Genomic DNA, 24,547 nt, shown 5'->3' on the forward strand with positions numbered 1-24,547 from the left:
TCCATGGGACGCAACACACGAAAACGCCGTACGCCGCTGGCCACCAAGGCCATTGCCGCATCGGCGGCCCTAGCGCTCGGTGGGGGCGGGCTTGTCTGGGCCAACTTCTATGCTTCGGCGCATGAGGACGAGTCCGGGTGGAACCGGACCAAGTCCGCGGGCGCCCAGGTCGCGACCATCGACTGTCCGGACGTCGGCCAGCAGCTGACGAACGTGCCGAGGAAGGCGCGGGCGGGCGTCGCCAAGGAGCTGGCGCTGCTGGACCGGCAGATCACGGAGGCGTACAAGCGTCTCGCGGACACGCGCCAGGCCCAGGCGGGGGACGCCGGCTTCGTCAACAACGCGATCCTCGGTCCGCTGAAGTCCAAGCGGACGGCCACCCTCGACCGGATCGGCATCAACATCCGGCGCGTGGGCGGAACCGCGCCGGGTGGGCTCGACCGGCTGGCCGAGTGCCAGGGCGTTCCGGCCGACCAGCCGCAGACCAACGACGGCAACGCCGATGACGGTCAGAACCAGGACGGCCAGGACCAGAACCAGGACGGCCAGAACCAGGACGGTCAGGACCAGAACCAAGACGGTCAGGACCAGAACCAGGGCGGTCAGGACCAGGGCAACGGTGGCCAGGCCGGCAACGGCCCGTCGGCGGACGACTTCGTGGACATCACCCAGGTGCAGGCCAACGCCCAGCTGGGTGTGGGCGCGAACGGGCTTCCCGCGAACGGGGACTCCGGTTCGACGGGCAGCTTCACCACGAACTGCGGCACCAACGAGAACGAGAACCGCAACTCGGACAACGTGATCGTCGCTCCCGGTGTCAGCAACGGTGCCCAGCACCAGCACGACTACGTCGGCAACCAGGCCAACAACGCCTTCGCGAGCGACCAGGACCTGGCCAACGGCGACACCACGTGCCAGAACCAGGGCGACAAGTCGTCGTACTTCTGGCCGGTGCTGCGGGTGCAGGACGGTCAGAACGACATCGACGCCAACGCCCCCGGTGGCGGTCAGGACGGCAACGTCGGCACGATCATCCAGGCCAGCGAGGCACAGCTGAGGTTCGTCGGCAACAGGACGAGCGATGTCGTCGCGATGCCGCAGGCCCTGCGCATCATCACCGGTGACGCCAAGTCCTTCGTCAACGGCAACAACAACGCCAACGCGAACTGGAGCTGCACCGGCTTCGAGGACAAGGTGCAGCTGCACGACAAGTACCCGATCTGCCCCGAGGGCAGCTCGGTGGTCCGGACGAGCAACTTCCAGAGCTGCTGGGACGGCCAGAACATCGACAGCGCCAACCACCGCACCCACGTGGCGTTCGTCCAGGCCGACGGCACCTGCGCCAACGGCTTCAAGGCGATCCCGCAGCTCCAGGTGCGTCTGGTCTACGACGTCCAGGCCCCGACCATCGAGAACGGACAGGTCCAGAACGCCTTCGCGGTGGACTCCTTCCCGGACCAGCTGCACAAGGCGATCACCGACCACAACGACTTCATCAACTTCTTCGACGAGAACACGATGAACCAGGTGGTCAACTGCATCAACAGCGGGCAGGACTGCCAGTAGTCCCGATCCGGTAGACCGGTGGAACACGGAAAGCCGGCGGTGGGATTTCCCACCGCCGGCTTTCCGCTGCCATTCCGGTCCGGTCAGCCGTGGTGGCTGCCGCTGTTGTGGCTGCCGCCGGGATTCATGTGCTCCGATCCCTCTTCCATGGTCCCGCCGAGCGTGCTCTGCAGTGCCGTGACCGTCTTCTCCTGGCCTACGGCGACCCATTTGCGGCCGACGAGGTAGTAGCCGCCGTAGTCCTTCGCGCCGTTCAGCCACTCGCGCTGGCCGCGGTCGGTGGCGAAGGTGGCGAGGACGAACCTGCCGTCGGTGTTCTTGCAGAGAGCTTGCCGGATTTCGTCGGCGTCCGTCTGCATATTGGGCTTGCACTTCACCTCGGCGGCCAGGTGCTCCAGGCTGCCGGTGGCGGTCTCGGGCACGGCGGCCTCCTTGTCGCCGCCTGAGCCGCAGCCCGACAGTGCAAGTACCGCCACGGCACCGGCCGCCGCGAGCATCGGTCGGGTCACCTTCATCTGTCCTCCCTGCGAAGAGCCTCCCCCTGGATACGGCTCCGGTGCGCGGAGCGCTCAAAATACCGTGGGTCGCTCGAACGGGCGTATGCCACAGTGGCCCGGTGAACGGAGACTGGGAAGATCGAGTGACCGCCGCCTGGGCCACCTTCGACGACTACGCCGAGACCGGGGCGGCCGAGTTCCGGGCGGTGATCGACGCCCTCGTCGCCGAACTGCCCGACGACAGCCCCCTGGGCCCCTTCGAGCGGGCGTGCGCCTGGGACTCGACGGGGCACTCGGACAAGGCGGTGCCGCTGTACCGGGAGGCGCTCGCCCGGGGGCTGAGCGGCTACAAGGGACGGCGCGCCAAGATCCAGCTGTCCAGCTCGCTCAGGAACATCGGACAGGCCGAGGAGGGCGTCAAGCTGCTGACACCCGAACTGGACGCGCCGTCCGACGAGCTGGACGACGCGGTACGGGCGACGCTGGCGCTGTGCCTGTCGAGCCTCGGACGGGATCGCGAGGGGCTGTCTCTGGTATTGGGCGCCCTGGCACCCCATCTCCCGCGCTACCAGCGCTCGATGGCGAACTACGCCCGTCTCCTGCTGGAGTCCGAGAGCTGACGGAGCTCGGGGGCGCACAAGGGTGGTCCGTCCGGCGGTGACCAACCGACGATTCGCTCGTTCTGCTGAACGTGCAGTCACAGGATGTCGCCCCGCGCCCCGCCCCCGCCTCGGACGATCCGGTCGTCGACGTCGAGCGGGCCGAGGCCGCGCTCGTCGAGCACTATCCGCGCCTCGTCCGGCTCGCCTATCTGGTGCTGCCGCCCAGCCTCGGCCGCAACCGGCGTGTGGTGACCGCGCACTCCCTCACCCAGCGCGCGCTGCCCCGCGGCCGGGCGGCGGCGACGCCCGTGATCCCGGCCCAGTCGACCGGCCGTGAGGGCGACCCCGGGTACGCCCTGCTCCGCCTGCGTGTGCTGCGGACGGCGCTGGAGGCGGGCCGGCCGCTGCGGCGCCTGGCCTGGCCCAAGCGCTCCCAACTGCCGCCGCTGCTGCCCCAGGTGTGGGGCCTGCGCCTCTTCCCCAGGTCGGGCGGCGCCGACGAACTCGCCCTGGACCAGCGGCTGTCGGCGCTGTCCGGCCCGGCGCGGGCGGCCTACGTCCTGCGCGGCCTGGAGAAGCTCACGGACGACGACGTGGTCGAGGTGCTGATGGCCGCCGGTGTCGACGTCGAGGACGTGGAAAACGCGCTGGAGGAGGCCGACACCGTCGGGGCGCAGCAGTACGCGCTGCTCGACTCGCCCGAGTTCGACCCGTGCTCGCTCCAGGCCCGGCCCACCGACCTGATGCGGCGCAGGCAGCACACGAAGGCCGCGCTGGCCGCAGGGGCGGCTCTCCTGGTGTCCGGGGCGCTGCTGGGCCTGCCCGGCGAGGGCTGGAGCCCGGACGGCCCCGCCGCTCCCCCGTACGCGCAGAACCCGGCGGCCGAGGCCGCCCTCGACCCGGCCCAGCTGACCAAGGTCCCCGCGCTGGCCTGGCAGTCCTCCGCCCGCACCGACTTCTCCGTGTGGCCCGCACGCGGCGACCTCACCGACGACTCGGCCCTGCTGCGCCGCGCCCTCGCCGTCTGGGCCCGCCCCGGCGAGAAGGTCCAGGTCTCGGCCACCCCCGGCACCCCGGCGGGCGGCCCGCCCGGCGCGCCGCAGCTGCTGTACGCGGGGAGCATCGACAACGCCCGCGTCGTGATCCTCTACGACGGCCTGCGCATCGCCCGCTACGCCGAACCGCTGGACGGCACGGCCGGCGCCGCCCTCGACTTCTCCCGGGTGGACGGCGCGAGCCGGGCGGAGTCCAGTGCGGTGGTGGTGAGCCGGGCCGACGGCAACGTCCGCTATCTGCTGGCGCCCTGGGTGAGGACGGCGGCGGAGCGGGACATGCTCAAACCGCGCACCGCACCGATGAACCTCACCGTGACCGACGGGGTCACCGCCCCGATGGCGAGCCCCGCGACGCAGCAGACCGGCAGCTGCACCTCGTGGAACGCCCTGCAGCTGACCGACAGCACCGGCACCCGTCTGCTGACCGACCTCGCCGAACTGGTCCCGGCCCGCCTCACCACCGGCCGTCCCGGGTCGGTCAGGGACGCGGCCGGCCCGGAGGCGTTGCGCACCTGGGCGCCGTACTCCTGTTGGCTGGGCGCGATGCGCTCCGCGGGCGTACGGACGGTCAACGCCTGGGAGTATGCGCGGCAGGCGCTGCCGGACGGGACGGGCTCGGCGGACTGGGTGTGCACACGGGCCGAGACCTGGCGGGGCGGCGGAGAGCGGGTGCTGGCCCAGTTCCGGACGCCGGGCGCGACGCACGCGGCGGTGGTGGCCAAGGCGCAGAACGTGTCGGCGTGCGGGGCGCGGGATCCGCATGTGCTGGCCGGGGTGCTGTGGAAGGCGCAGACGGGCGGCTGGTATCTGCTGGCGGCGGGGACCCGGGACACGGAGTCGATCCGGGCCACGGGCGGCGTCCGCGGTACCTCCGAGGGCAGTCTGCTGGCCGAGCGGGCCGAGCAGGGCGCCCAGGCCGAGCTGAAGGGCACGCTGGAGAGCGGTCGTTCGATCAACGGCCTTCGGTGATGCGATCGGCGGGCGCTCGCGAGCGCGCCCGCGGGCGTTGCTGACAGTCGCGTAAACAAGGTCGTGCACGGGGGTTCACCCGCGACCTACCCGTCAGTACATTGACGCCATGTCTAATACGCAGGACCGGGTGCCCCTCAAGGCCCGCAAGGTGTCCTTCTCCTGGGAGGACACCCCGCTGCACTGGGTGCCCGGAGATCCGTTCACCACGCACACCATCAACGTGCTGCATCTGCTCCTGCCGGCCGGCGAGCGGTGGTTCGTGCACGTCTACAAGCAGGTACTGCCGTACATCCGGGACGAGCGGCTGCGCGAGGACGTCATCGGGTTCATCGGGCAGGAGGCGATGCACTCGCAGGCCCATGACGAGGTGCTGCCCCATCTGCGGGAGCAGGGACTCGACCCGACGCCGTACACCGCACAGGTGGACTGGTTCTTCGAGAAGCTGCTCGGGGACCGCACGCTGCCGCCGGGCCGGCCGCGGCGGTGGTGGCTCATGGAGCGGGTGGCACTGATCGCCGCCATCGAGCACTACACCGCCTTCCTGGGCAACTGGGTGCTCAACGCCGGCGAACTGGACCGCCGGGGCGCCGACCCGACCATGCTGGACCTGCTGCGCTGGCACGGCGCGGAGGAGGTCGAGCACCGCTCCGTCGCCTTCGAACTGTTCATGCACGTCGACGGCAGCTACCGGCGTCGGGTGCGGACCTGGGCCACGGCGTTCACCGCGCTGGTGTTCCTGTGGCAGCGTGGCGCTCGCTTCTTCATGGAGAACGATCCGACGCTCGTCGACGGCAGGGCGAGCTTCAAGGACTTCTACGTCCGGGGCCGAAGGGGCCTGCTGCCCACGACCGGTGACATGCTCAAGTCCATCCCCCGTTATCTGAGCGGCTCGTACCACCCCTCCCAGGAGGGCTCCACCGCGCAGGCCGTCGCCTACCTCGCCTCCTCCCCCGCCGCGCTGGCCGCCGAGACCGCCGAGAAGTCCGCGAAGGGTGCCGCCTGATGCCGAAGCTGCGGACCGTCGCCGTCGTCGCCGGTGCCGCCCTGCTCGCCCGCCGGGCGATGCGGCGCCGCATCCAGGCCTCGCCGCTGTGGCCGATGCCCGCCCTGGAGGAGCCGACCTCCGGGCGGCCCCGGTCGCGGGCGCTGCGCCTGCTGGTGACCTCGCGCGAGGAGGTCGCGGAGGGGGTCGTACAACTCCGGCTTGAGGGGCGGGACCTGCCGGGCTGGGAGCCCGGCGCGCATCTCGACCTCGTGCTGCCGTCGGGGCTGGTGCGGCAGTACTCGCTGTGCGGGGACCCGGAGGACGGCTCGTCGTACACCGTGGCGACCCGGCTGGTCCCGGACGGGCGGGGCGGCTCGCGCGAGGTGCACGAGCAGGTGCGGGAGGGAACGGAGCTGGAGGTGCGGGGGCCACGGAACCGGTTCCCGCTGGTCGAGGCCGGGTCGTACGCGTTCGTCGCGGGCGGCATCGGGATCACTCCGATCCTGCCGATGCTGCGAGCGCTGCCCGAGGATGCCGAGTGGCGGCTGGTGTACTGCGGGCGCAGCCGCGCCTCGATGCCGTTCCTGGAGGAGGTCGGGAAGCTCGGCGGGGACCGGGTGACCGTCGTGGAGGGGGTTCCCGAACTCGACGTACTCCTCGCAGGCGTGCCCGAGGAGGCCGCTGTGTACTGCTGCGGACCTCAGGGGCTGATGGCCGCGGTGGAGGAGCGGTTCCCGCGGGTGCACCTGGAGCGGTTCGCACCCCGTGCCTCGGGCGGGGACGCCTTCGAGGTCGAACTCCGGTGCAGCGGGCGGACGTTGACCGTCGCCGCCGACTCGACCGTACTGGCCGCCGTCCGCGCCGAGCTGCCCGACACCGCGTACTCCTGCGAGCAGGGCTTCTGCGGGACCTGCCGGCAGCGGGTGCTGGAGGGCGAGGTGGAGCACCGGGACGAACTGCTGACGGACGCCGAGCGGGCCGACTCCATGCTGATCTGTGTGTCGCGGGCCCGAAGTGATCGACTTGTGCTGGATATGTGAACACCTGCGGTCGGTCCGGACCGTTCGGGTCCGGATTCGATCGGTAAGGTGTGCGCATGACTACCGGGGTACGGCGAAGAATGGGAGTCGAGGAGCGGCGGCAGCAGTTGATCTGCGTCGCCCTCGAACTGTTCAGCCAGCGCTCGCCCGACGAGGTCTCCATCGACGAGATAGCGTCGGCCGCGGGCATCTCGCGGCCTCTGGTCTACCACTACTTCCCCGGCAAACTCAGCCTGTACGAAGCCGCGTTGAAGCGTGCCTCGGAGGAACTGGCGGGCCGGTTCGTCGAACCGCGGGAGGGGCCGCTGGGCGCGCGGCTGCTGCGCGTGATGCGCCGGTACTTCGACTTCGTCGACGAGCACGGCCCCGGTTTCTCGGCGCTGATGCGCGGCGGCCCGGCGGTCGGCTCGACGGCGACGAACGCGCTCATCGACTCCGTACGGCAGGCCGCCTATGTCCAGATCCTTTCGCATCTGCGGGTGGAGAACCCGCCCGCGCGCCTGGAACTGGTCGTCCGCTCCTGGATCTCGCTCGCCGAGTCGACGGCCCTGATCTGGCTGGACGGCCGGCGCATCCCGCGCGCCGAGCTGGAGGTCCAGCTCGTGCACGACTTCGCCGCGCTGGCCGCCGTCAGCGCCGCCTCCGACGACGAGATGGGCGATCTGCTGCGCCGCATGCTGAAGGACGAGCCGGCCGACGGTCCGTTCAGTGACCTGGTCGGCCGGCTGGTCGCGCTGGCGTCCTGAGCGGGCCCCGGTGGGGGCTCAGCTCTCGAACTTCCGGTACGACGGATCGAGGTCGCGCACCTCGGCGGACGCGTGCAGCGCCGTACCCTCGCCGGGCTTCACATGGGTGCGCAGCAGCTCCAGTACGGCTTCCGTGAGCCGCGCCTTCGTCTCGTCCGTACGCCCCGCCAGCAGCCCCAGGGTGACGTGGACGATCGCGTGACCGTCCACGTCCCGCCCCACGGTCGTGTCCTCGGTGGCCCGGAACTGTGTCTTGCACGCCTCGTACTTCGCGGCCGCGATCTCGACCACCGCGTCGTGCAGGGCCAGCGCGAAGCCGCTCCGGTCGAAGCCGTCGGCGAGCGGCGCGGAGTAGTCGACGGTGATCTGCGGCATGGGCACTCCTGTTCTACGGCGACAGCTCACCCTAACCGCAGCGCCAGCATCGCGATGTCGTCCTCCCTGCCCCGCCCGAAGCAGCCCAGCAGGGTGTCGCAGAACGCGTCGAGGCCGGACGGGGCGTCGGCGGCGGCCGTGCGCAGTTGCTCCATGGAGGTGGCGAGGTCGACGCCACGGGTCTCGATGAGACCGTCGGTGACCATCAGGAGCCGGTCCTCGCGGGACAGGACCAGCTCACTCGGCTCGGGCCGGTCGAGGCCGAGCCCGAGCAGCGGACCCGACACGCGGGCGTACTCGGCGACGCCCCCTCCCCGCACGATCAGCGGCGGGATGTGGCCCGCGTTGGCGATCCGCACCCGGCCGGTCGCGGAGTCGACGAGGGCCAGGCAGACCGTGGCGGTGACATCGGGGTGATAGTGCTGCAGCATCCGGTCGAGCCGCCCGGCCAGCACCGCGGGGTCGCTCTCCTCGACGCAGTGGGCGCGCAGCGCGTGCCGCATCTCGACCATGACGGTGGCCGCGTCCAGCGAGTGCCCGACGACGTCCCCGACCGCGGTGAGCACCCCCTCGTCCGTGCGCAGGGCGGCGTAGAAGTCTCCGCCGATCTCGGTCTGCCGGGAGGCGGGCACGTACCGCACGACGAGGTCGACGCCCGGCAGGTCGGGCAGCCGGTGCGGCTGGGGCAGGAAGCTGTGCTGGAGGGTGAGGGCGATGTCGCGCTCCGCCTGGTACATGAGGAGCGGTTCGGCGGCGAGGGCGGTGGCCTGAGCCAAGCGCTCCGCGGGTAGAGCCGGTGTGGTGAGTGCCGCGGTAGGCCGTCGGTCGTCTGCGGGTGCGTTGTGGCTGGTCGCGCAGTTCCCCGCGCCCCTTAAGGGCGTTGCAGGCAGTGCATCCTGGCGCGCCGGCGTGGCGATGCACACCCTCGTGCGGCCCTCCTGGGCCGACGCCAGGACCAGGCGGGCGTCCTCCCTGACCCCGGGGCGGAAGAAGCCTGGCGGCCACAGGGAGGCGGGAACGACGGAGGTGTGGACGCCGTTGTGGCCCAGGCGCCGGCCCCGTGCGAGGCGGAGGATCAGGCGGGCCGCCGCCTCGTGTGCTGCGGCGTCCGGGAGGGGGAGGGTGCTGCGGGAGCTGCCGCGGTAGAGCTCGCCGTCCGAACCGGCGATGAAGACGACCGCCGGGGTGCCGGTGAGCCGGGCCGCGCCCGCTGCGGCCGCCTCGGCCAGCTCCGCGGGGCGGCGCGCGGTCTGCACGGCGACGATCGCCTCGGACAGCAGCGTCAGCCGGTGGGCGAGCGCCTCGGCGGCGGTGCGCCGGCGCGCCCCGCGGACGGCGGCCCGTACGACGGCCTCGATCTCGCTCGGCTCGGCCGGCACGGTCAGGTAGGCGTCGGCGCCCGCGTCGAGGCCCCGGCACCGGTCCCCCGCGTCCACGGGCATCGCGGAGAAGTGGACGACGGGCAGTGCCGCCGTCGACGGCCGGGCCTTGACCCGGCGGCACAGTTCGAAGCCGCTCATGTCCGGCAGCCCGACGTCGACGAGGGCCACGTCGGGCAGGGCGCCCGCGCGCAGCCTCACGTCGAGCTCGATCAGCGCCTCGCCCGCGCTCGCCACCGGTACGACGCCGTGGCCGGCTCGGCGCAACACGGCGCCCATGGCGAAGCGGTTGGCCGAGATGTCGTCGACGACCATCACGGTCGTATCGGACTGCATGCCGTAACCGTCCATCGTCGGGAGCCCCTGGATACACACGAATGGGGCGGGCCCGGTGACCGGGTCCGCCCCACTCAAGGTAGTAGCCGTATCAGCGGGTCTGTGCGAAGACGGCGACAGTACGCCCCGGAACGGCGAACGTGCCGGAATCCCGCTCATACGACGAGGACTTGACGATAAGATCCGCACCCGAGGCCTGCACCGGATGCAGCCGGTAGCCCTGGCCGGCCAGCGAAACGATCCGCTGCTCCTGCTTCTCGGGCGTCGCGTTGAAGACGACGACGAGGTCACCGAGGCGCATGGTGATCACGCCGGGCGTCTCGTCCTTCCCGGACAGCGGGAAGGAGAGCTTCGCCTGCACCTGGTCCGCCGTGCCGAGGGAGAAGACATCCTCCGTCGTCCGGATCCTCAGCAGGTCCCGGTACGCGCCCGAGGCGCCCTCGATCTGCTCGCAACCGACCTTGACCGTGCCGAGCAGCGGCTTGGCGTACGGCCACTTGGACGCGTTGTCGGCCGCCATCGGCAGCCCCCGCCCGAAGCCGTTGCCGTCGGCGCAGTTCCAGTGGATGGCGTTGAACCAGTCGCCGCTGTCGTAGGAGTTGCGGTCCAGCGACTTGGAGCGCAGCAGGTCGGTGCCGGCCTGGGAGAGGGCCGGGCCCTGCGAGAGGGTGGCCGTGGCCATGGCGAGGACCTGCATACGGGCGCGGTCGGACGCGCTCGTGTCGGCGGGCAGCTTGTACGTCAGCGCGTCGAACAGCGACTCGTTGTCGTGCGCGTCGGCGTAGGCGAGGGCGTCGCCGGGCGCGTCCGCGTAGCCGGCGGGCTGTCCGTTGTAGTCGACCTCGGAGCCCTTGACCTCCTTGCCGCCGGTGTCGGTGAAGCGGTAGGCGGCGAGGTTGCCGGACAGGCCGACCTTGATGAGGTCCTGGTAGTGCAGGAGGCGGGCCTTCTGCTCTTCCGGAGTGCCGTTGTTCTTCGAGGAGTTGGGCTCGGTGTAGAGCCCGGACGCGAAGCCCTGGACGCCGGGGTCCTCGTCGAAGGGGCCGCCGCCGCGCACCGCGTCCCGCGCCCGGTCGGAGAAGGTCGCGATGCCGGTGCCGGCCATGTTCTTCTGCGTGGCCTGGACGAAGCGGGCGTCGTCGGCGACCTCGCCGAAGTTCCAGCCCTCGCCGTACAGGATGATCTTCTTGCCGTCGACGCCGTCCTCGGCGAGGGTCAGCTCGTCCAGGGCCTTGCGGACCGCCAGGATGTTGGCCTTCGGGTGGTGGCCCATGAGGTCGAAGCGGAAGCCGTCGACCTTGTACTCCTTGGCCCAGGTGACGATCGAGTCCACGACCAGCTTGCCCATCATGGCGTTCTCGGTGGCCGTGTTGGCACAGCAGGTGCTGTTCGCGACCGATCCGTCGGCGAGGAGCCGCTGGTAGTAGCCGGGGACGATCCGGTCGAGGACGGAGGTGTCCGCCTGGCCGCTCGCCGCGGTGTGGTTGTAGACGACGTCCATGACGACCCGCAGGCCGTCCTCGTTGAGGGCCTTGACCATCTTGCGGAACTCGACCGTGCGCGCGGTGCCGTCGGGGTCGCTCGCGTACGAGCCCTCCGGGACCGTGTAGTGGTACGGGTCGTAGCCCCAGTTGAAGGCGTCCTTCGCGGCGATCTTCGCCACGCACTCCTGCTGCTTGTCGGAGTCGGCCGGGTAGGAGGCCAGGTCGCAGTCCGCGGTCGCCTGCTCTGACTTCTTCTCCGGGATGGTGGCGATGTCGAAGGCGGGCAGGAGATGGACGTACGACGTGCCCGCCCCGGCCAGCCTCTTCAGGTGCTTGGAGCCGTCGCTGAGCTTGTCGGTGAAGGCGAGGTAGGTGCCCTTGTCCCGGGCGGGCACCGACTTGTCCGCCACCGAGAAGTCCCGGATGTGCAGCTCCTGGATCTGGGCGTCGTGCAGCGGGACGGCCTTGGGCTTGGTGTAGGTCGACCAGCCGCTGGGGGCGAGGGACTTGTCGTTCAGGTCGGCGACGAGGCTGCGCTCGGAGTTCGCGGTGAGGGCGACCGAGTAGGGGTCGGTGACCTTGTTGGTGACGACCTTGCGGACGCTGGGCGCCCAGACCTTCACGACGTACCGGTACGGCCGGTTCTTCCAGGACCTGGGGCCGGTGACGGACCAGACGCCGGTGGTGTCGTTCCGCTGCATGGCGACCGTCGAGCCGCCGATCTCCAGCTTCACCGACTGTGCCGTGGGTGCCCAGACGGCCAGCGTCGGACGGCCCTTGTCGAAGGTCGGCCCGAGGTCGGCCTTCGTCGCGCCGGCGTACAGGTCGTCGAGGACGCCGGCGATCTGTACGCCGGTCGCGGCCAGGACGGCACCGTTGGCCGCGCGCTGGGAGGCGACGAGCTGGCCGCGCAGGGCCTCGCGGACCCGGTCGCGGTCGCGAGGGTCGACGGACCAGGCGGCGTAGTTCTTCAGGTGCGGGAACCTCGCCTTCTGGGCGTCCGTGAGGGACGTCTTGGACAGGCGCAGCCAGCGCTCGTCGTCGCTGGTCAGCCCGCCGTCCTTGACCGTGATCGAGCCGTCCCGGCTGTACAGCAGCTGGGTGGAGGCGGCCGCTTCGGAGCCGTTCCAGGCGACCGTGTTCCGGTCGATCCAGACCGCCTTGGACGTGGTCAGGTCGAGCGCGGCCGCAGAGCCCGCGGGCTGCGGGAGCAGGTACTTCTCCTGGCCGCTCAACAGCCACACCTCATGGCCGTTCGCGGTGAGGTCCAGCGACTGGTCGGCGGGCAGGTCCTTGTCGTCGCCCTTGTGGATGATGTAGCTGAGGCTGGTCGCACCGTCGGTGAGCGGTACCTCGAAGACTGCGCCATAGGCATCAGTCTTGACCGGCTTCAGGGGGTTCGACCACTCGGTGGGGTTCGCGGCGCCCGTCCAGACGTGCAGGCCCCAGCCGTCGTAGGTGCCGTCGGCGCGGTGGTAGTGCAGGACGGCCTTGGTCTTGTCGGGGGCCGGGTAGTCGGCCGCGGGCTTCTCGGTGCGGACGGCCTCCTTGCCCTGCTCGACCCAGATCTCGCCGGTCTTGGTGACGTCGATCGTGCGGTCGGCGGAGACGTCCTTGGTGCCCTGCTTGTCGATGACGAGGAAGCCGACCGACGAGGCGCCGGGCTTCAGCTTGACGTAGGCGAAGGCGCCGTAGGCGTCCCGGCCGGTGAACGGGTGGCTGTCCGGCCAGTTGGTGGACTCGCCGTCGGCCAGGTCGCCCCAGGCGTACAGGCCCCAGTTCGCGTAGTCGCCATCGGTGCGCTTGTAGTGGACGATCGCGTAGTCGCGGGAGGAGGCGGTGGGTGTTTCGGGGGCCGGCGGGGTCCCGGTGGTGGAGGCCGCGGTGGCGCTCGCGGTGCGGCCCGCCGAGTCGATCACGACTGCCTTGTAGCGCAGGGCCGTTCCGGCCGGTACGTCCTTCCCGATGGTCTGGGTGACCTTGTACGGGGCGTGGTCGGCCGAGCCGAGCGTCCTCCACTTGCCGTCGCCGACCTGGGCGGCGAAGACGACGCGGTTGAGCTGACCGCCGTCGACATCGGCGGAGAGCTCCACGGTGCCGGTGGCTCCGGTCGCCGGTGCCTTCAGGGTGAGGGTCGGCCCGGTGGCGGGCCGGGCGAGCTTGCCGGCCGCCTTGAGGACGATCGCCGAGCCGGCCGGGACGGTGACGGTGAGCTTCTTGTCGCCGTCGCTCTTGGGGGAGGCGTCGGTGCCGTAAATGCCCTTGAACGCCATGCCGGCGGAACCGGTCGCGAAGGTCGCCGTCTTCGCCTCGCCGGCGTTGTTGAAGGCGACCACGTACTCGGTGCCCGTCCTGGCGTCGGTGCGGGAGAAGGCGTAGATCCCGGCGCCGTCGGCCGCGTACCGCTCGGTCTGGACTCCGTCGGCGAGGGCCGGGTCGGCCTTGCGGAGCTTGGCGAGGGCGGCGATCTGCCGGTACAGCGGCGCACTCGTGTCGTAGGCGTCGCTCGCGTGGGTGCGGTCGGTGCCGATCCGGTCGTCGTCGAGGTAGTCGGCGGTCTTCGAGGCGAACAGGGTCTGGCGGGCGTCCTTGTCGCCGCCGGAGCCGGTGAAGCCCTGCTCGTCGCCGTAGTAGACGACGGGGTTGCCGCGGCTGAGGAACATCAGCTCGTTGGCGAGCCTGTCCTTGGCGAGGAGCTCCGCATCGGTCGCCTTCGGGTTGTCCTGGTTCAGGAAGTACCCGATGCGGCCCATGTCGTGGTTGCCGAGGAAGGTGACCTGCTCGTAGGCGTTGGCCTTGTCGGTCGTGTACTTGTAGTCGTCACCGAAGACGGACGCCAGCTTCCGCGCGCTGCCGCCCTGGGAGGCGTACTGCCGTGCCGCCTCCTGGAAGGGGAAGTCGAGGGTGGCGTCGAGGCGGCCCTGGGTGACGTACGGCGATGTGATGTTCGGGTCGGCGGAGTAGACCTCGCCGAACATGAAGAAGTCGTCGCGGCCCCGCTTGGCCGCGTAGGAGTCGAGGGCCGTGGCCCACTGGGTCCAGAACTCCATGTTGACGTGCTTCACGGTGTCGATGCGGAAGCCGTCGATGCCGAAGTCCCGCACCCAGCGCCGGTAGATCTTCTCCATGCCGCTGACGACCTCGGGACGCTCGGTCCACAGGTCGTCGAGGCCGGAGAAGTCGCCGTGGGTGGAGCTCTCACCGGCGAAGGTGGAATCGCCCCGGTTGTGGTACATCGTCGGGTCGTTGAGCCACGACGGGACCTTGACGTTCTTCTTCCCGGCGGGGACGGCCGGGGTGCGCGGGAAGGAGTCGGCGTCGACCGCCGGGAACTTCCGGGTGCCGTCCGCGTAGTCGGCGTCGTCGAAGGGCCTGCCGTCCTTCGTCAGGTACGGGAAGGCGCCCTTGGCGAGGTAGTCGTAGGACTTCTCCTCGTAGTCGACGACGTCGGCGGTGTGGTTGGTGATGACGTCGAAGTAGACCTTCATGCCCTTGGCGTGGGCCTTGGAGATGAGGGTCTCGAGGTCCTTGTTGGTGCCGAAGTGCGGGTCGACCTGGGTGAAGTCGGTGATCCAGTAGCCGTGGTAGCCCGCGGAGGCGTTGCTCCCCGTCCCCTGCACCGGCTGGTTCTTGAAGATCGGCGCCATCCAGATGGAGGTGGTGCCGAGGCCCTTGATGTAGTCGAGCTTCCTGGTCAGCCCTTTGAGGTCGCCGCCCTGGTAGAAGCCCTTGTCCGTGGGGTCGTAGCCGGTGGTGAGGCGGGTACCGGTCAGGCCGCCCTTGTCGTTGGACGTGTCGCCGTTGGCGAAACGGTCCGGCAGGACGAAGTAGAACTGCTCCCGGGTGGCGTCGTGCCGGGCGGGCTCGGCGGCGAGCTTCGCGTCGGACGGGGGCGCGGGCGGGGTGTCCGCCTGCGCCGCGAGGGGCTGGACGAGCGCTGCGGCCAGCGCGGTCACGGTGACCGCAGCGACCCGTCCGGTACGGGCGGTTCGGCGCCTCGACGGCGTCGGCCATCTCGGTATCACGGATGGACTCCTTGCGATTACGGCTCTGTGGGTCCGACCCCGCGCGACCGTATCGCCGCCGAAACGATTTCAGCAAGAGTCCTGAAACGATCGGTAAGACTTTTCAGCAGGCGGAGCTGACGGCTCAGCAGCCCGACTTGCCCGCGTAGACCGCCAGGGCCGTGTTGGATCCCAGGGTGGCCGTGAGCTGGCCGCTGGAGTTCACGGTCACGGTGGTGTTGTTCTGCACGTTGCAGTACGTCCCCGCGGGCAGCGACGTCTGGTACGTACGGCTCAGCGAGCCCGACTCGTGGTTGATGGCCACGAAGCCCTTGCCGCCCCGTCCGAAGGCGATGGCGTCGCCCCCGTTGTCCCACCAGTTGGTGACGGCCTCACCCCGGGTGGCGTTGCGGAAGGCCACCATGGACTTGATCTCCGGCCACTTGTGCTGGCACTTCCAGCCGTCCTGCCAGCAGGCATTGACCGTGCCGCCGTTGGGCGGTCCGGCGTCCGTGTCGGACCACTCGTAGCCGGAGTTGACGTCCGGGGCGCCGTAGGGCCAGGCGAGCATGAAGACGTTGGCCAGCGTGTAGTTGGCGCCGTCCTTGTAGTTGAGCGTGGAGCCGTTGCGCTCGGTGTCGTGGTTGTCGACGAAGACACCGGAGACGCCGCTGTTCAGGTAGCCCCAGCCCTCGCCGTAGTTCTTCAGATAGGCGAGGTTCTCGTTGTTGAAGACCCGCTTGAGGTCGTACGCGTACCGGAACTCCTGGACGTCCCCGTTGCCCGTGTACTCGGTGGGCTGGACGGCCTCTCCGCTGCCGTAGATGACCTCCTGCTTCCAGTACACCGACGGATTGCTCAGCCGGGACTTGATGGCGGCGAGGTCGGCGGCGTCCATGTGCTTGGCCGCGTCGATGCGGAAGCCGTCCACGCCGAGCGACAGCAGGTCGTTCATGTACCCGGCGATGGCCCCGCGGACGTAGGACTCACCGGTGTCCAGGTCGGCGAGGCCCACCAGTTCGCAGTGCTGGACGTTCCAGCGGTCCTGGTAGTTGGTGATCTGGCTCGTGCAGTCGTCGAAGTCGAACGACGAGTACAGGCCCGGGTAGGTGTACTTCGTGTACGACGAGCCGCCGGTTCCGGTGCCGCTGCCCGCCGCCATGTGGTTGATGACCGTGTCGACGACGACCTTCACGCCGGCCGCGTGGCACGTGTCGACCATGTTCTGGAAGGCCGTACGGTCACCCAGGCGTCCGGCGATCCGGTAGCTCACCGGCTGGTACGAGGTCCACCACTGCGAGCCCTGGATGTGCTCGGCGGGCGGGGAGACCTGGACGTAGCCGTAGCCGGCCGGGCCGAGGGTGTTGGTGCACTCCTTGGCGACCGAGGCGAAGTTCCACTCGAACATCACCGCGGTGACGTCCTTGGTGCCGGGCGGGGCGGCGGATGCGGTACTGCCGGGAGTCATGACGACTGCGGCTGCGGCGAACGCGGTGAGGGCGGCGGTCGCGGTGCGGCGCCTCGGGGGCGCCTGCCATCTGGATATCACGGGCGAACTCCTTGCGAATGCGGCTCAGTCGGTTCCCCCCCTGCGCCGCGGCGCGGCGTCGTTGCCGGGCGCCGGCGTGACCGTACCGCCACGAAAGGTTTACAGCAAGAGAGTTGAAACACATAGCAAGTTCTTTCACCCGCAATCTTGACGACGCTTCCTGACGGAGCCGCCCATGACAAAGGGCCCGCCGAAGCGGGCCCTTTGTCATCGTCAGGCCGTCAGGCCGTCGTCCACCACACCGTCGTGTCCGACGGGACCTTCGTCTCGCCGTCCGCCTCGGTGATCTCGCCGCTGGTGAGCAGGACGCGGCCGTACGCCGGGAGGGTCACGGACTCGCCGCCGGTGTTGGCGACGCACACGAACTCCCCGCGCCGGAAGGCGAGGACGCCCTCGGGTGCGCGCAGCCACTCCACCGCGTCGCCGGCACCGAGGTCGGGGTGTTCGCGGCGGGCCGCGAGGGCGGCGCGGTAGAGCTCCAGGGTGGAGTCGGGGTCGCCGCTCTGGGCCTCGACGCTCAGCTCGCCCCAGCCCACGGGCTGCGGCAGCCAGCTGCCGCCCGCGCCGAAGCCGTACGACGATCCCGTGCGCGTCCACGGGATCGGCACCCGGCAGCCGTCACGGAAGCCGTCCTGACCGGCACCGCGGAAGTACGCCGGGTCCTGGCGCACCTCGTCGGGCAGGTCGACGACGTCCGGGAGGCCGAGCTCCTCGCCCTGGTAGATGTACGCCGAGCCGGGCAGGGCCAGCATCAGCAGGGTCGCCGCGCGAGCTCGGCGCAGGCCCAGTTCGCGGTCGCCGGCCGTGCGGATCTGGGTGCCGAGGCCGGGCGGGTTGGCGAAGCGGGTGGCGTGGCGGGTCACGTCGTGGTTGGACAGGACCCAGGTGGCGGGGGCGCCTACGGGCCGCATGGCCTCCAGCGTGCGGTCGACGACCTTGCGCAGCTCCTCCGCCTCCCAGTCCGTCGACAGGTACTGGAAGTTGAAGGCCTGGTGCAGTTCGTCGGGGCGGACGTAGTTCGCGGTGCGCTCGACGGTCGGGGTCCAGGCCTCGGCGACGAAGATGCGCTCGCCCGCGTACTCGTCCAGGATGTGCCGCCACTGCCGGTAGATGGCGTGCACGCCGTCCTGGTCGAAGAACGGCATGACATCGTTGCCCAGCAGTTTGAGCTGGTCGTGGGACCCGAGGTCGGGGAGCCCTTCCGCCTTCACCAGGCCGTGGGCGACGTCGATGCGGAAGCCGTCGACACCCATGTCGAGCCAGAAGCGCAGGATCGAGCGGAACTCGTCGCCCACCGCCGGGTGCTCCCAGTTGAAGTCCGGCTGCTCGGGGGCGAAGAGGTGGAGGTACCACTCGCCGGGGGTACCGTCCGGCTCGGTGACCCGGGTCCACGCCGGGCCGCCGAAGATGGACTCCCAGTCGTTGGGCGGGAGTTCGCCCTTCTTCCCCTTGCCGGTGCGGAAGTGGTAGCGGTCGCGCAGCGGGGAGCCGGGGCCCTCGGCCACCGCCCGCTTGAACCACTCGTGCTGGTCGGAGGAGTGGTTCGGGACCAGGTCGACGATGATCCGCAGGCCGAGCTCGTGGGCGTCGCGGATCAGCGCGTCCGCGTCGAGCAGGTTGCCGAACATAGGGTCGACGGCCCGGTAGTCGGCGACGTCGTAGCCGGCGTCGGCCTGCGGGGAGGCGTAGAAGGGGCTGAGCCACACGGCGTCCACGCCGAGGTCGCGGAGGTACGGGAGGCGGGAGCGTACGCCTTCCAGGTCGCCCATGCCGTCGCCGTTGCTGTCGGCGAAGCTGCGCGGATACACCTGGTAGATCACCGCGTCCCGCCACCAGTCACGGCGCCCCGCGACGGTGGCGACGGCCGATGCGGAGGTGGGGGTCGGGGCCGGGTCGGCGGAGTGCTGGCTCATGGCGTCCTTGATGCGTAACGAAAGTCGGGTCACGGATTAATGGTGCGACGTGCAGGTTTTCGGCGTTTTACGGAAGTCCGGGGATCTCGGGCGCACGGATGTGAGGCGGCCGCGGTGACAGCGGGGTCGGATGGGCACCGCGGCCGCCACCCGCGCGGCAAGGCGCGGGAGTCTGTTGTGCGAAGGGGCCCTCAGCCCTTGGTGCCGCCCGCGGTGAGGCCGGTGACCAGGTTCTTCTGTACGAGGTAGAAGAACAGCGACACGGGTATCGCGATCAGTACCGCGGCGGCGGTCATCAGATTGCGCTGCGCGTCGTGCTCGCTGATGAAGCTCTGCAGACCGACGGCGAGCGTGTACTTCTCGTCGTCGAGCATGAACGTGGTGGCGAAGGCGACCTCACCGAAGGCGGTGATGAAGTTGTAGAACGCGGCAACCGCCAGACCCGGCTTGGCGAGCGGCAGGATCAGCCGGAAGAACGTGCCGAAGGGGGTCAGCCCGTCGACGCGCCCCGCCTCGTCGATCTCGAACGGAATCGTGTCGAAATAGCCCTTGAGCAGCCACGCGCTGTAGGGCACCGCGGTCGCGCAGTAGACGAGGACAAGGCCGAGGTAGCTGTCGATGAGCTGCAGTTCCGAGAGGATCTGGTACATCGGCACGATGAGGACGGCGATCGGGAACATCTGGGTGACCAGGAGCACCCACATCAGCTTCTTGTAGCCGGGGAACCGCATGCGGGAGACCGCGTAGCCGGTGGTGGCGGCCGCGAAGACGCCGACGACGGTGGTGCCGAGGGAGACGATCAGCGAGCTCTTCAGCCAGTCGAAGAAGCCGGTGTGCTGCAGGACGAACGCGTAGTTGTCGAACGTCATCTTGTCCCAGATGCCGCCCGGGTGGAGGTAGTCGTCCTTGTCCGGGCCGAGGGACAGGAAGACCAGCCAGGCGATCGGGAACAGAGCGATCACACTCGCGACGATCAGCACGCCATGGGAGGTGAGGGACGCAGCGAGGCTGCGCTCACCGCGTCGGCGGGTCCTGCGCGAGGTGGCTGTGGTCATGGAGTCCTGCTTGTTCACCGGGGTCTCAACAGTGGTCGTACTCATGGGGACTCCTGCCTCAGATCGCGAGCTGCTGCTCATTGCGGTTCAGCCAGCGGCGGTAGAAGGAGGTGAAGACGATCAGGATGGCCAGCAGCAGGATGCCGTAGGCAGCCGACTGCGCGAAGTCGCGCGGCTGCTGTCCGAAGCCGAGGTAGTACGCCCAGGTGACCAGGATCTGCGCGTCGGGGGCGGTGTTGCCGAACAGCAGGAAGATGATCGCGAACTGGTTGAAGGTCCAGATGATGCCGAGCAGGACGACGGTGGAGCTGACGGACCGCAGGCCCGGCAGGGTGACGTGCCGGAACCGCTGCCAGGCGTTCGCGCCGTCCATCTCGGCGGCCTCGTACAGCGCGGAGTCGATGGACTGCAGTCCGCCGAGCAGCGAGACCATCATGAACGGCACACCGCACCAGGTGTTGACCATGATCGCGGCGAACCGCTGCCAGAAGGTGTCCTCCAGCCACAGCGGCGTCGGCAGATGGAGCGTGTCCAGGAAGGAGTTGATGACACCGCCGTCCGCGAGCATGAACCGCCAGCCGAAGACGGTGACGAAGGTGGGCACGGCCCACGGCAGAACCAGGATCAGCCGGTAGAAGGTGCGCCCGCGCAGCTTCTGGTTGAGCAGCAGCGCAAGGCCCAGACCGATGCCGTAGTGCAGGGCGACGCAGGCGGCCGTCCAGACGATCGTCCAGATGAAGTGCGACCAGAAGCGGTCGTACGCCGTGTCGCCCCACAGGATGTCGGCGTAGTTGTCGAGCCCGATGAACTTGTACGTGGCGTCGATGTGGTTGACGCCGATCGTGCGGGCCGTGTTGAGGCTGTTGGCGTCGGTGAGCGTGAGGTAGAGGCCGTACACCAGGGGGTACAGCACGAGGACGCCGAGCACGATCGCCACCGGGGCGATCATCGCGTACGCGTACCAGTGCTTCTGGTATCCGTGCCGCAGGCGCTGCCCCAGCCCGGGGCGTGGCCCGCGGTCACCGCGGCGCTTGCCGGTCGCGCGGTCGATGGCGACTGTCATGGTTCGACAACCTTCTCGAAGTCCTGTAGATCAGGGGGTATACGGCTCGCAGGCCGATGGCCGCCGGATCCCTCCCCCCATGCGTCGGGGGATCCGGCGGCCTCTCGGGGCTTACTTGCTGAAGTCCGGAACCAGCTTGGCGATGGCGGTCTCAGCGTTGCTCAGACCCTTGTCCAGGGACTCCTTGCCACCGGCGATCTTGGGCAGCTCGGTGTCCAGCGGGCCCCACAGGGAGCTGTACTCGGGCAGCGCCGGGCGCGGCTGGGCGGCGGCGAGAACACCCTGGTAGCCGGCGATGCCCGGGTCGGCCTTGACCTCGGCGGTGTAGGCGTCGTCACGGGTCGGCAGCGTGGAGTTCTTCAGCGCGATGGTCGACTGGGACTTCGCGGAGGTCATGAAGTTGACGAACTTCAGCGCGGCCTTCTGGTGCGCGGCGTCCGAGCCGGCGTAGACCGACAGGTTGTGGCCGCCGGTCGGGGCGCCCGCCTTGCCGGTGGAGCCGGCCGGGACGGTGGCGATGCCGAGGTTGGCCTTGTCCTTGAAGGCCGAGCCCTTGTAGAAGTTCGTGATCTCCCAGGGGCCCTGGACGATCGCGGCGACCTTGCCGTTGACGAAGGCGTCCTGGATGTGGGCGTAGGCGTCGGCGGTGGTGTCGGCCTTGTGCAGGCCCTTGCCGTCGAAGAGGCTCAGCCAGGTGCCGTACGCCTTCTTCGCGGCGGCCGAGTTGACCGTGATCTTCTTGGCGCCGGCGTCGACGGTGTCGGTGCCCTCGCCGTAGAGGAACGACTGGGCGTAGTAGGCCTGGGTGGAGCCCCAGTAGCCGTCGACGCCGGTCTTGGACTTGATGGTGGCGGCGGCCTTCTTCAGGTCGTCCCAGGTCTTGGGCGCCTCGACGCCGGCCTTCTCGAACAGGGACTTGTTGTAGACGAGTGCGAGGGTGTCGGTGACGAACGGCACACCGTACGTCTTGCCCTCGTACTTGGCCTGCTCGATCAGGTTCGGCTTGAACTTGGCCTGGTCCGCGAGGGCCTCGGTGCCGTCGAGCGGGAGCAGGTAGCTCTTCTTGGCGAAGGCGGGGGTCCAGCCGACCTCGGAGCGCAGCACGTCCGGGGCGCCCTTGGAGCCGGCGGCGGTGTCGAACTTGTTCTGCGCCTGGTCGAACTGGACGTTGACGTACTTGACCTTGATGTCCTTGTTGGCGGCCTCGAACTCCTTGATCAGAGCCTTGTACGTCGGCGCCTCATTGGTGGCGTTGGAGGTGTCCCACCAGGTGATGGTCACCGGACCGCTCGAGTCGCTGCCACTGTCGTCCCCGCCGCCGCAGGCCGTCGCCGCGAGGGCGAGGGACGCCACCAGCGCGCTGGCCGCTATGCCACGCCGCATGAGATCTCCTTGAGGGTGAAAGCCCGTGTGGTGCAGGGTCGGCCCCGTCTGCCTGACCCTGCTGTCTTGCCGACTGCGCCGTTGCGGCGGCCGGGCGACGTGAACGTAACAGCGATGCAATCCTTGCGAAAGACCTTGCAGAAAAAAAGTGCAAGGAGTCTCGGAAGTTATCCGGGCGTGACCGTGCGGCGACCGCCGTGAGACGCTTCTTTCCAGCGGTGGAGCGGTGCAGGGGGTGGCTGTGCAAGACTCTGCAAGCTCTTGCCATCACTTTCACGAGGGAGCGCGATGAGGCAGCAGCCCGCACCCGGCCGGTCAACGGGCCGCCCGCGGCGTCCGATTGGTGTGCAAGGCGAGATCCGGCCGGTACAGTCCAGTGGCGTGACCACACGGCTTGCCGACATCGCTGCTCAGGCGGGGGTGAGCGAAGCGACCGTCAGCCGCGTCCTCAACGGGAAGCCGGGCGTCGCCGCCACCACTCGCCAGTCCGTGCTGGCCGCACTCGACGTGCTCGGCTATGAGCGCCCGGTGCGGCTGCGGCAGCGCAGCGAGGGCCTGGTGGGCCTGATCACCCCGGAGCTGGAGAACCCGATATTCCCGGCCCTGGCCCAGGTCATCGGCCAGGCACTGACCCGGCAGGGCTACACGCCGGTGCTGGCCACCCAGACCCCGGGCGGCTCGACGGAGGACGAGCTCACGGAGATGCTCGTCGACCGCGGAGTGGCCGGCATCATCTACGTCTCCGGTCTGCACGCGGACACCACCGCCGACATGCAGCGCTACGAACGGCTGCGGGCCCAGGGCGTCCCCTTCGTCCTGGTCGACGGCTTCTCCCCCAAGGTCCAGGCACCGTTCATCTCCCCCGACGACCGCGCGGCCATGACCCTGGCGGTCACCCACCTCGCGTCCCTGGGTCACACCCGGATCGGCCTGGCGCTGGGCCCCAAGCGCTTCGTCCCGGTCCAGCGCAAGATCGAGGGCTTCGTCCGCGCGATGCAGGACCAGCTGAACCTGCCGGCGGACGTCATCGAGAACGAACTCGTCCAGCACTCCCTGTACACGCTGGAGGGCGGCCAGGCGGCCGCCACGGCCCTCATCGACCGCGACTGCACCGCGGTCGTCTGCGCGAGCGACATGATGGCGCTGGGCGCGATACGGGCGGCCCGCCAGCACGGCCTGGAGGTTCCGACGGACATCTCGGTCGTGGGCTTCGACGACTCCCCCCTGATCGCCTTCACCGACCCGCCTCTCACCACGGTCCGCAAGCCGGTGCCTGCGATGGGCCAGGCCGCGGTGCGCACGCTGCTGGAGGAGATCGGCGGGACTCCGGCGCCCCACAGCGAGTTCGTGTTCATGCCGGAACTGGTGGTGCGCGGTTCGACGGCTTCGGCGCCCGGGAACAGGAACCACGCCTGACTCGTCCCCGAGGGGGAGATTCCTCGCTTCCTGCCCTGCGTCGGTAGGAGAATGGGACCGTACGCCGGCCGTAGAACATGCGTCCTTGGCCCACCCGAGGGATGATCGGTCGGGGAAGGCTTATCTGGCAGACTCTGTGCCTATGGGTGACACGACCGTGACGACACTGGAAGGCCGGGAAGCGGCCGTTCCGCACCCTGTCACGGCCGAGACCCGGCGGGGCATCCTGCACCGCCTGCGCACCCCGCGCCGCCCCCGGCTCTGGTTCGAGATCCTGTTGATCGCGGTGAGTTACTGGACGTACTCACTGATCCGCAACGCGGTGCCGGAACAGCGGTCCGAGGCCCTGCGCAACGCCGACTGGCTCTGGAAGCTGGAGGGGCACCTCGGCATCGCCGTCGAGGAGTCGATCAACCACGCCGTGAACTCGGTGACCTGGCTCATCGTCGGCATGAACTACTACTACGCGACGCTGCACTTCATCGTCACCCTGGCCGTCCTGGTCTGGCTCTACCGCAGCCACCCCGGCCGCTACGCGGCGACCCGCCTGGTCCTGTTCGCCACCACCGGCGTGGCTCTGGTCGGTTACTACCTGTATCCGCTCGCTCCCCCACGGCTGATGACCCACACCGGCTTCATCGACACGGTGCTGGTCCACGACACCTGGGGTTCGATGGCCTCGGGCGACCTGAAGAACATGTCGAACCAGTACGCCGCGATGCCGTCGATGCACATCGGCTGGTCGGTCTGGAGCGGCCTGACGGTCTTCGCCCTGACCCGGGCCCCCTGGGCCCGCATCCTGGGCCTGCTCTACCCCACGGCCACCCTGATCGTGATCGTCGCCACGGCCAACCACTTCTGGCTGGACGCGGTGGGCGGCCTCATGTGCCTGGCCTTCGGCTACACGGTGGCCCGCCTGTGGTACGGAGCGCTCCCGTACGCCCTTCCCAAGCGAGTGGGCCGCACGAACCCGCACCCGCCCACGGCGGCAAGGGGACGTGCCGTGGGGTGTCCGCCCGCAGCGGCGGGCGTCAAGGAACAGCGCCGCTTGAAGGACAGCAACCGCCCGACCGAGGACGGACACTCCCCGGCGCGGCCCCGGCCCACGACCCACGCATAGGCGCTAC

General features: G+C 69.7%; 17 protein-coding genes. 8 read left to right on the forward strand and 9 right to left on the reverse strand.

Annotation, left to right across the window (positions count from 1 at the left end; all coding sequences use genetic code 11):
• Nucleotides 1-3 precede the first annotated feature (3 nt).
• Complete coding sequence (locus ACIBU0_RS14815; protein WP_398817123.1) at nucleotides 4-1,566, forward strand: DUF1996 domain-containing protein; 1,563 nt, start codon at nucleotides 4-6, stop codon at nucleotides 1,564-1,566.
• An 83-nt stretch (nucleotides 1,567-1,649) separates the two neighbouring features.
• Here ACIBU0_RS14815 and ACIBU0_RS14820 read toward each other — a convergent pair whose 3' ends face one another.
• Nucleotides 1,650-2,081, reverse strand: a complete 432-nt coding sequence (locus ACIBU0_RS14820) for a hypothetical protein (protein ID WP_398817125.1) — start codon at nucleotides 2,079-2,081, stop codon at nucleotides 1,650-1,652.
• Nucleotides 2,082-2,182: 101 nt separating this feature from the next.
• On the opposite strand from ACIBU0_RS14820, the gene ACIBU0_RS14825 reads away from it, so the two are divergent.
• The 5 genes from ACIBU0_RS14825 (at nucleotide 2,183) to ACIBU0_RS14845 (ending at nucleotide 7,463) form a co-directional block, all read left to right on the forward strand.
• A complete protein-coding gene (locus ACIBU0_RS14825) occupies nucleotides 2,183-2,683 on the forward strand; it encodes a tetratricopeptide repeat protein (protein ID WP_398817128.1) in 501 nt (166 codons plus the stop codon).
• Between the two features lie 71 nt (nucleotides 2,684-2,754).
• Nucleotides 2,755-4,689, forward strand: coding sequence for a hypothetical protein (locus tag ACIBU0_RS14830; RefSeq protein ID WP_398817131.1), 1,935 nt, complete (start codon nucleotides 2,755-2,757; stop codon nucleotides 4,687-4,689).
• 109 nt (nucleotides 4,690-4,798) lie between these two features.
• Nucleotides 4,799-5,695: a metal-dependent hydrolase gene (locus ACIBU0_RS14835; RefSeq protein ID WP_398817134.1), complete on the forward strand. Its 897-nt coding sequence runs from the start codon at nucleotides 4,799-4,801 to the stop codon at nucleotides 5,693-5,695.
• Nucleotides 5,695-6,717, forward strand: a complete 1,023-nt coding sequence (locus ACIBU0_RS14840; RefSeq protein WP_398817137.1) for a PDR/VanB family oxidoreductase — start codon at nucleotides 5,695-5,697, stop codon at nucleotides 6,715-6,717. The genes ACIBU0_RS14835 and ACIBU0_RS14840 overlap by 1 nt, the downstream gene beginning before the upstream one ends.
• A gap of 56 nt (nucleotides 6,718-6,773) precedes the next feature.
• Complete coding sequence (locus ACIBU0_RS14845) at nucleotides 6,774-7,463, forward strand: TetR/AcrR family transcriptional regulator (protein WP_398817140.1); 690 nt, start codon at nucleotides 6,774-6,776, stop codon at nucleotides 7,461-7,463.
• 18 nt (nucleotides 7,464-7,481) lie between these two features.
• Here ACIBU0_RS14845 and ACIBU0_RS14850 read toward each other — a convergent pair whose 3' ends face one another.
• The 8 genes from ACIBU0_RS14850 to ACIBU0_RS14885 all read right to left on the reverse strand — a co-directional run bounded on the left by ACIBU0_RS14850 (nucleotide 7,482) and on the right by ACIBU0_RS14885 (nucleotide 22,004).
• On the reverse strand, nucleotides 7,482-7,838 hold the full coding sequence (locus tag ACIBU0_RS14850; protein ID WP_398817143.1) for a 5-carboxymethyl-2-hydroxymuconate Delta-isomerase: 357 nt from the start codon (nucleotides 7,836-7,838) through the stop codon (nucleotides 7,482-7,484).
• A gap of 26 nt (nucleotides 7,839-7,864) precedes the next feature.
• Entirely contained in the window at nucleotides 7,865-9,568 is a 1,704-nt protein-coding gene (locus tag ACIBU0_RS14855) for a SpoIIE family protein phosphatase (RefSeq protein ID WP_398817146.1), read from the reverse strand.
• Nucleotides 9,569-9,644: 76 nt separating this feature from the next.
• Nucleotides 9,645-15,062: a pullulanase-type alpha-1,6-glucosidase gene (gene pulA / locus ACIBU0_RS14860; RefSeq protein WP_398817149.1), complete on the reverse strand. Its 5,418-nt coding sequence runs from the start codon at nucleotides 15,060-15,062 to the stop codon at nucleotides 9,645-9,647.
• A 124-nt stretch (nucleotides 15,063-15,186) separates the two neighbouring features.
• Complete coding sequence (locus ACIBU0_RS14865; RefSeq protein ID WP_398818268.1) at nucleotides 15,187-16,509, reverse strand: alpha-amylase family protein; 1,323 nt, start codon at nucleotides 16,507-16,509, stop codon at nucleotides 15,187-15,189.
• A gap of 302 nt (nucleotides 16,510-16,811) precedes the next feature.
• On the reverse strand, nucleotides 16,812-18,503 hold the full coding sequence (locus tag ACIBU0_RS14870; RefSeq protein WP_398818271.1) for a glycoside hydrolase family 13 protein: 1,692 nt from the start codon (nucleotides 18,501-18,503) through the stop codon (nucleotides 16,812-16,814).
• A 191-nt stretch (nucleotides 18,504-18,694) separates the two neighbouring features.
• Nucleotides 18,695-19,603, reverse strand: a complete 909-nt coding sequence (locus tag ACIBU0_RS14875; RefSeq protein ID WP_398817152.1) for a sugar ABC transporter permease — start codon at nucleotides 19,601-19,603, stop codon at nucleotides 18,695-18,697.
• A gap of 13 nt (nucleotides 19,604-19,616) precedes the next feature.
• Complete coding sequence (locus ACIBU0_RS14880; protein WP_398817155.1) at nucleotides 19,617-20,621, reverse strand: carbohydrate ABC transporter permease; 1,005 nt, start codon at nucleotides 20,619-20,621, stop codon at nucleotides 19,617-19,619.
• Between the two features lie 111 nt (nucleotides 20,622-20,732).
• The gene (locus tag ACIBU0_RS14885; RefSeq protein WP_398817158.1) at nucleotides 20,733-22,004 is read right to left on the reverse strand and encodes an extracellular solute-binding protein; all 1,272 of its coding nucleotides are present in this window, start codon (nucleotides 22,002-22,004) and stop codon (nucleotides 20,733-20,735) included.
• Between the two features lie 381 nt (nucleotides 22,005-22,385).
• Here ACIBU0_RS14885 and ACIBU0_RS14890 point away from each other — a divergent pair, with 381 nt between their 5' ends.
• Together ACIBU0_RS14890 and ACIBU0_RS14895 are read left to right on the forward strand one after the other, a co-directional pair.
• Nucleotides 22,386-23,420 (forward strand): LacI family DNA-binding transcriptional regulator, encoded by a 1,035-nt coding sequence (locus tag ACIBU0_RS14890; protein WP_398817161.1) that lies wholly within the window; start codon nucleotides 22,386-22,388, stop codon nucleotides 23,418-23,420.
• A 142-nt stretch (nucleotides 23,421-23,562) separates the two neighbouring features.
• Nucleotides 23,563-24,540: a phosphatase PAP2 family protein gene (locus ACIBU0_RS14895; RefSeq protein ID WP_398817164.1), complete on the forward strand. Its 978-nt coding sequence runs from the start codon at nucleotides 23,563-23,565 to the stop codon at nucleotides 24,538-24,540.
• The last annotated feature ends 7 nt before the right edge of the window (nucleotides 24,541-24,547 follow it).

This window comes from Streptomyces sp. NPDC049627 (assembly GCF_044465645.1).
Lineage (GTDB): Bacteria > Actinomycetota > Actinomycetes > Streptomycetales > Streptomycetaceae > Streptomyces.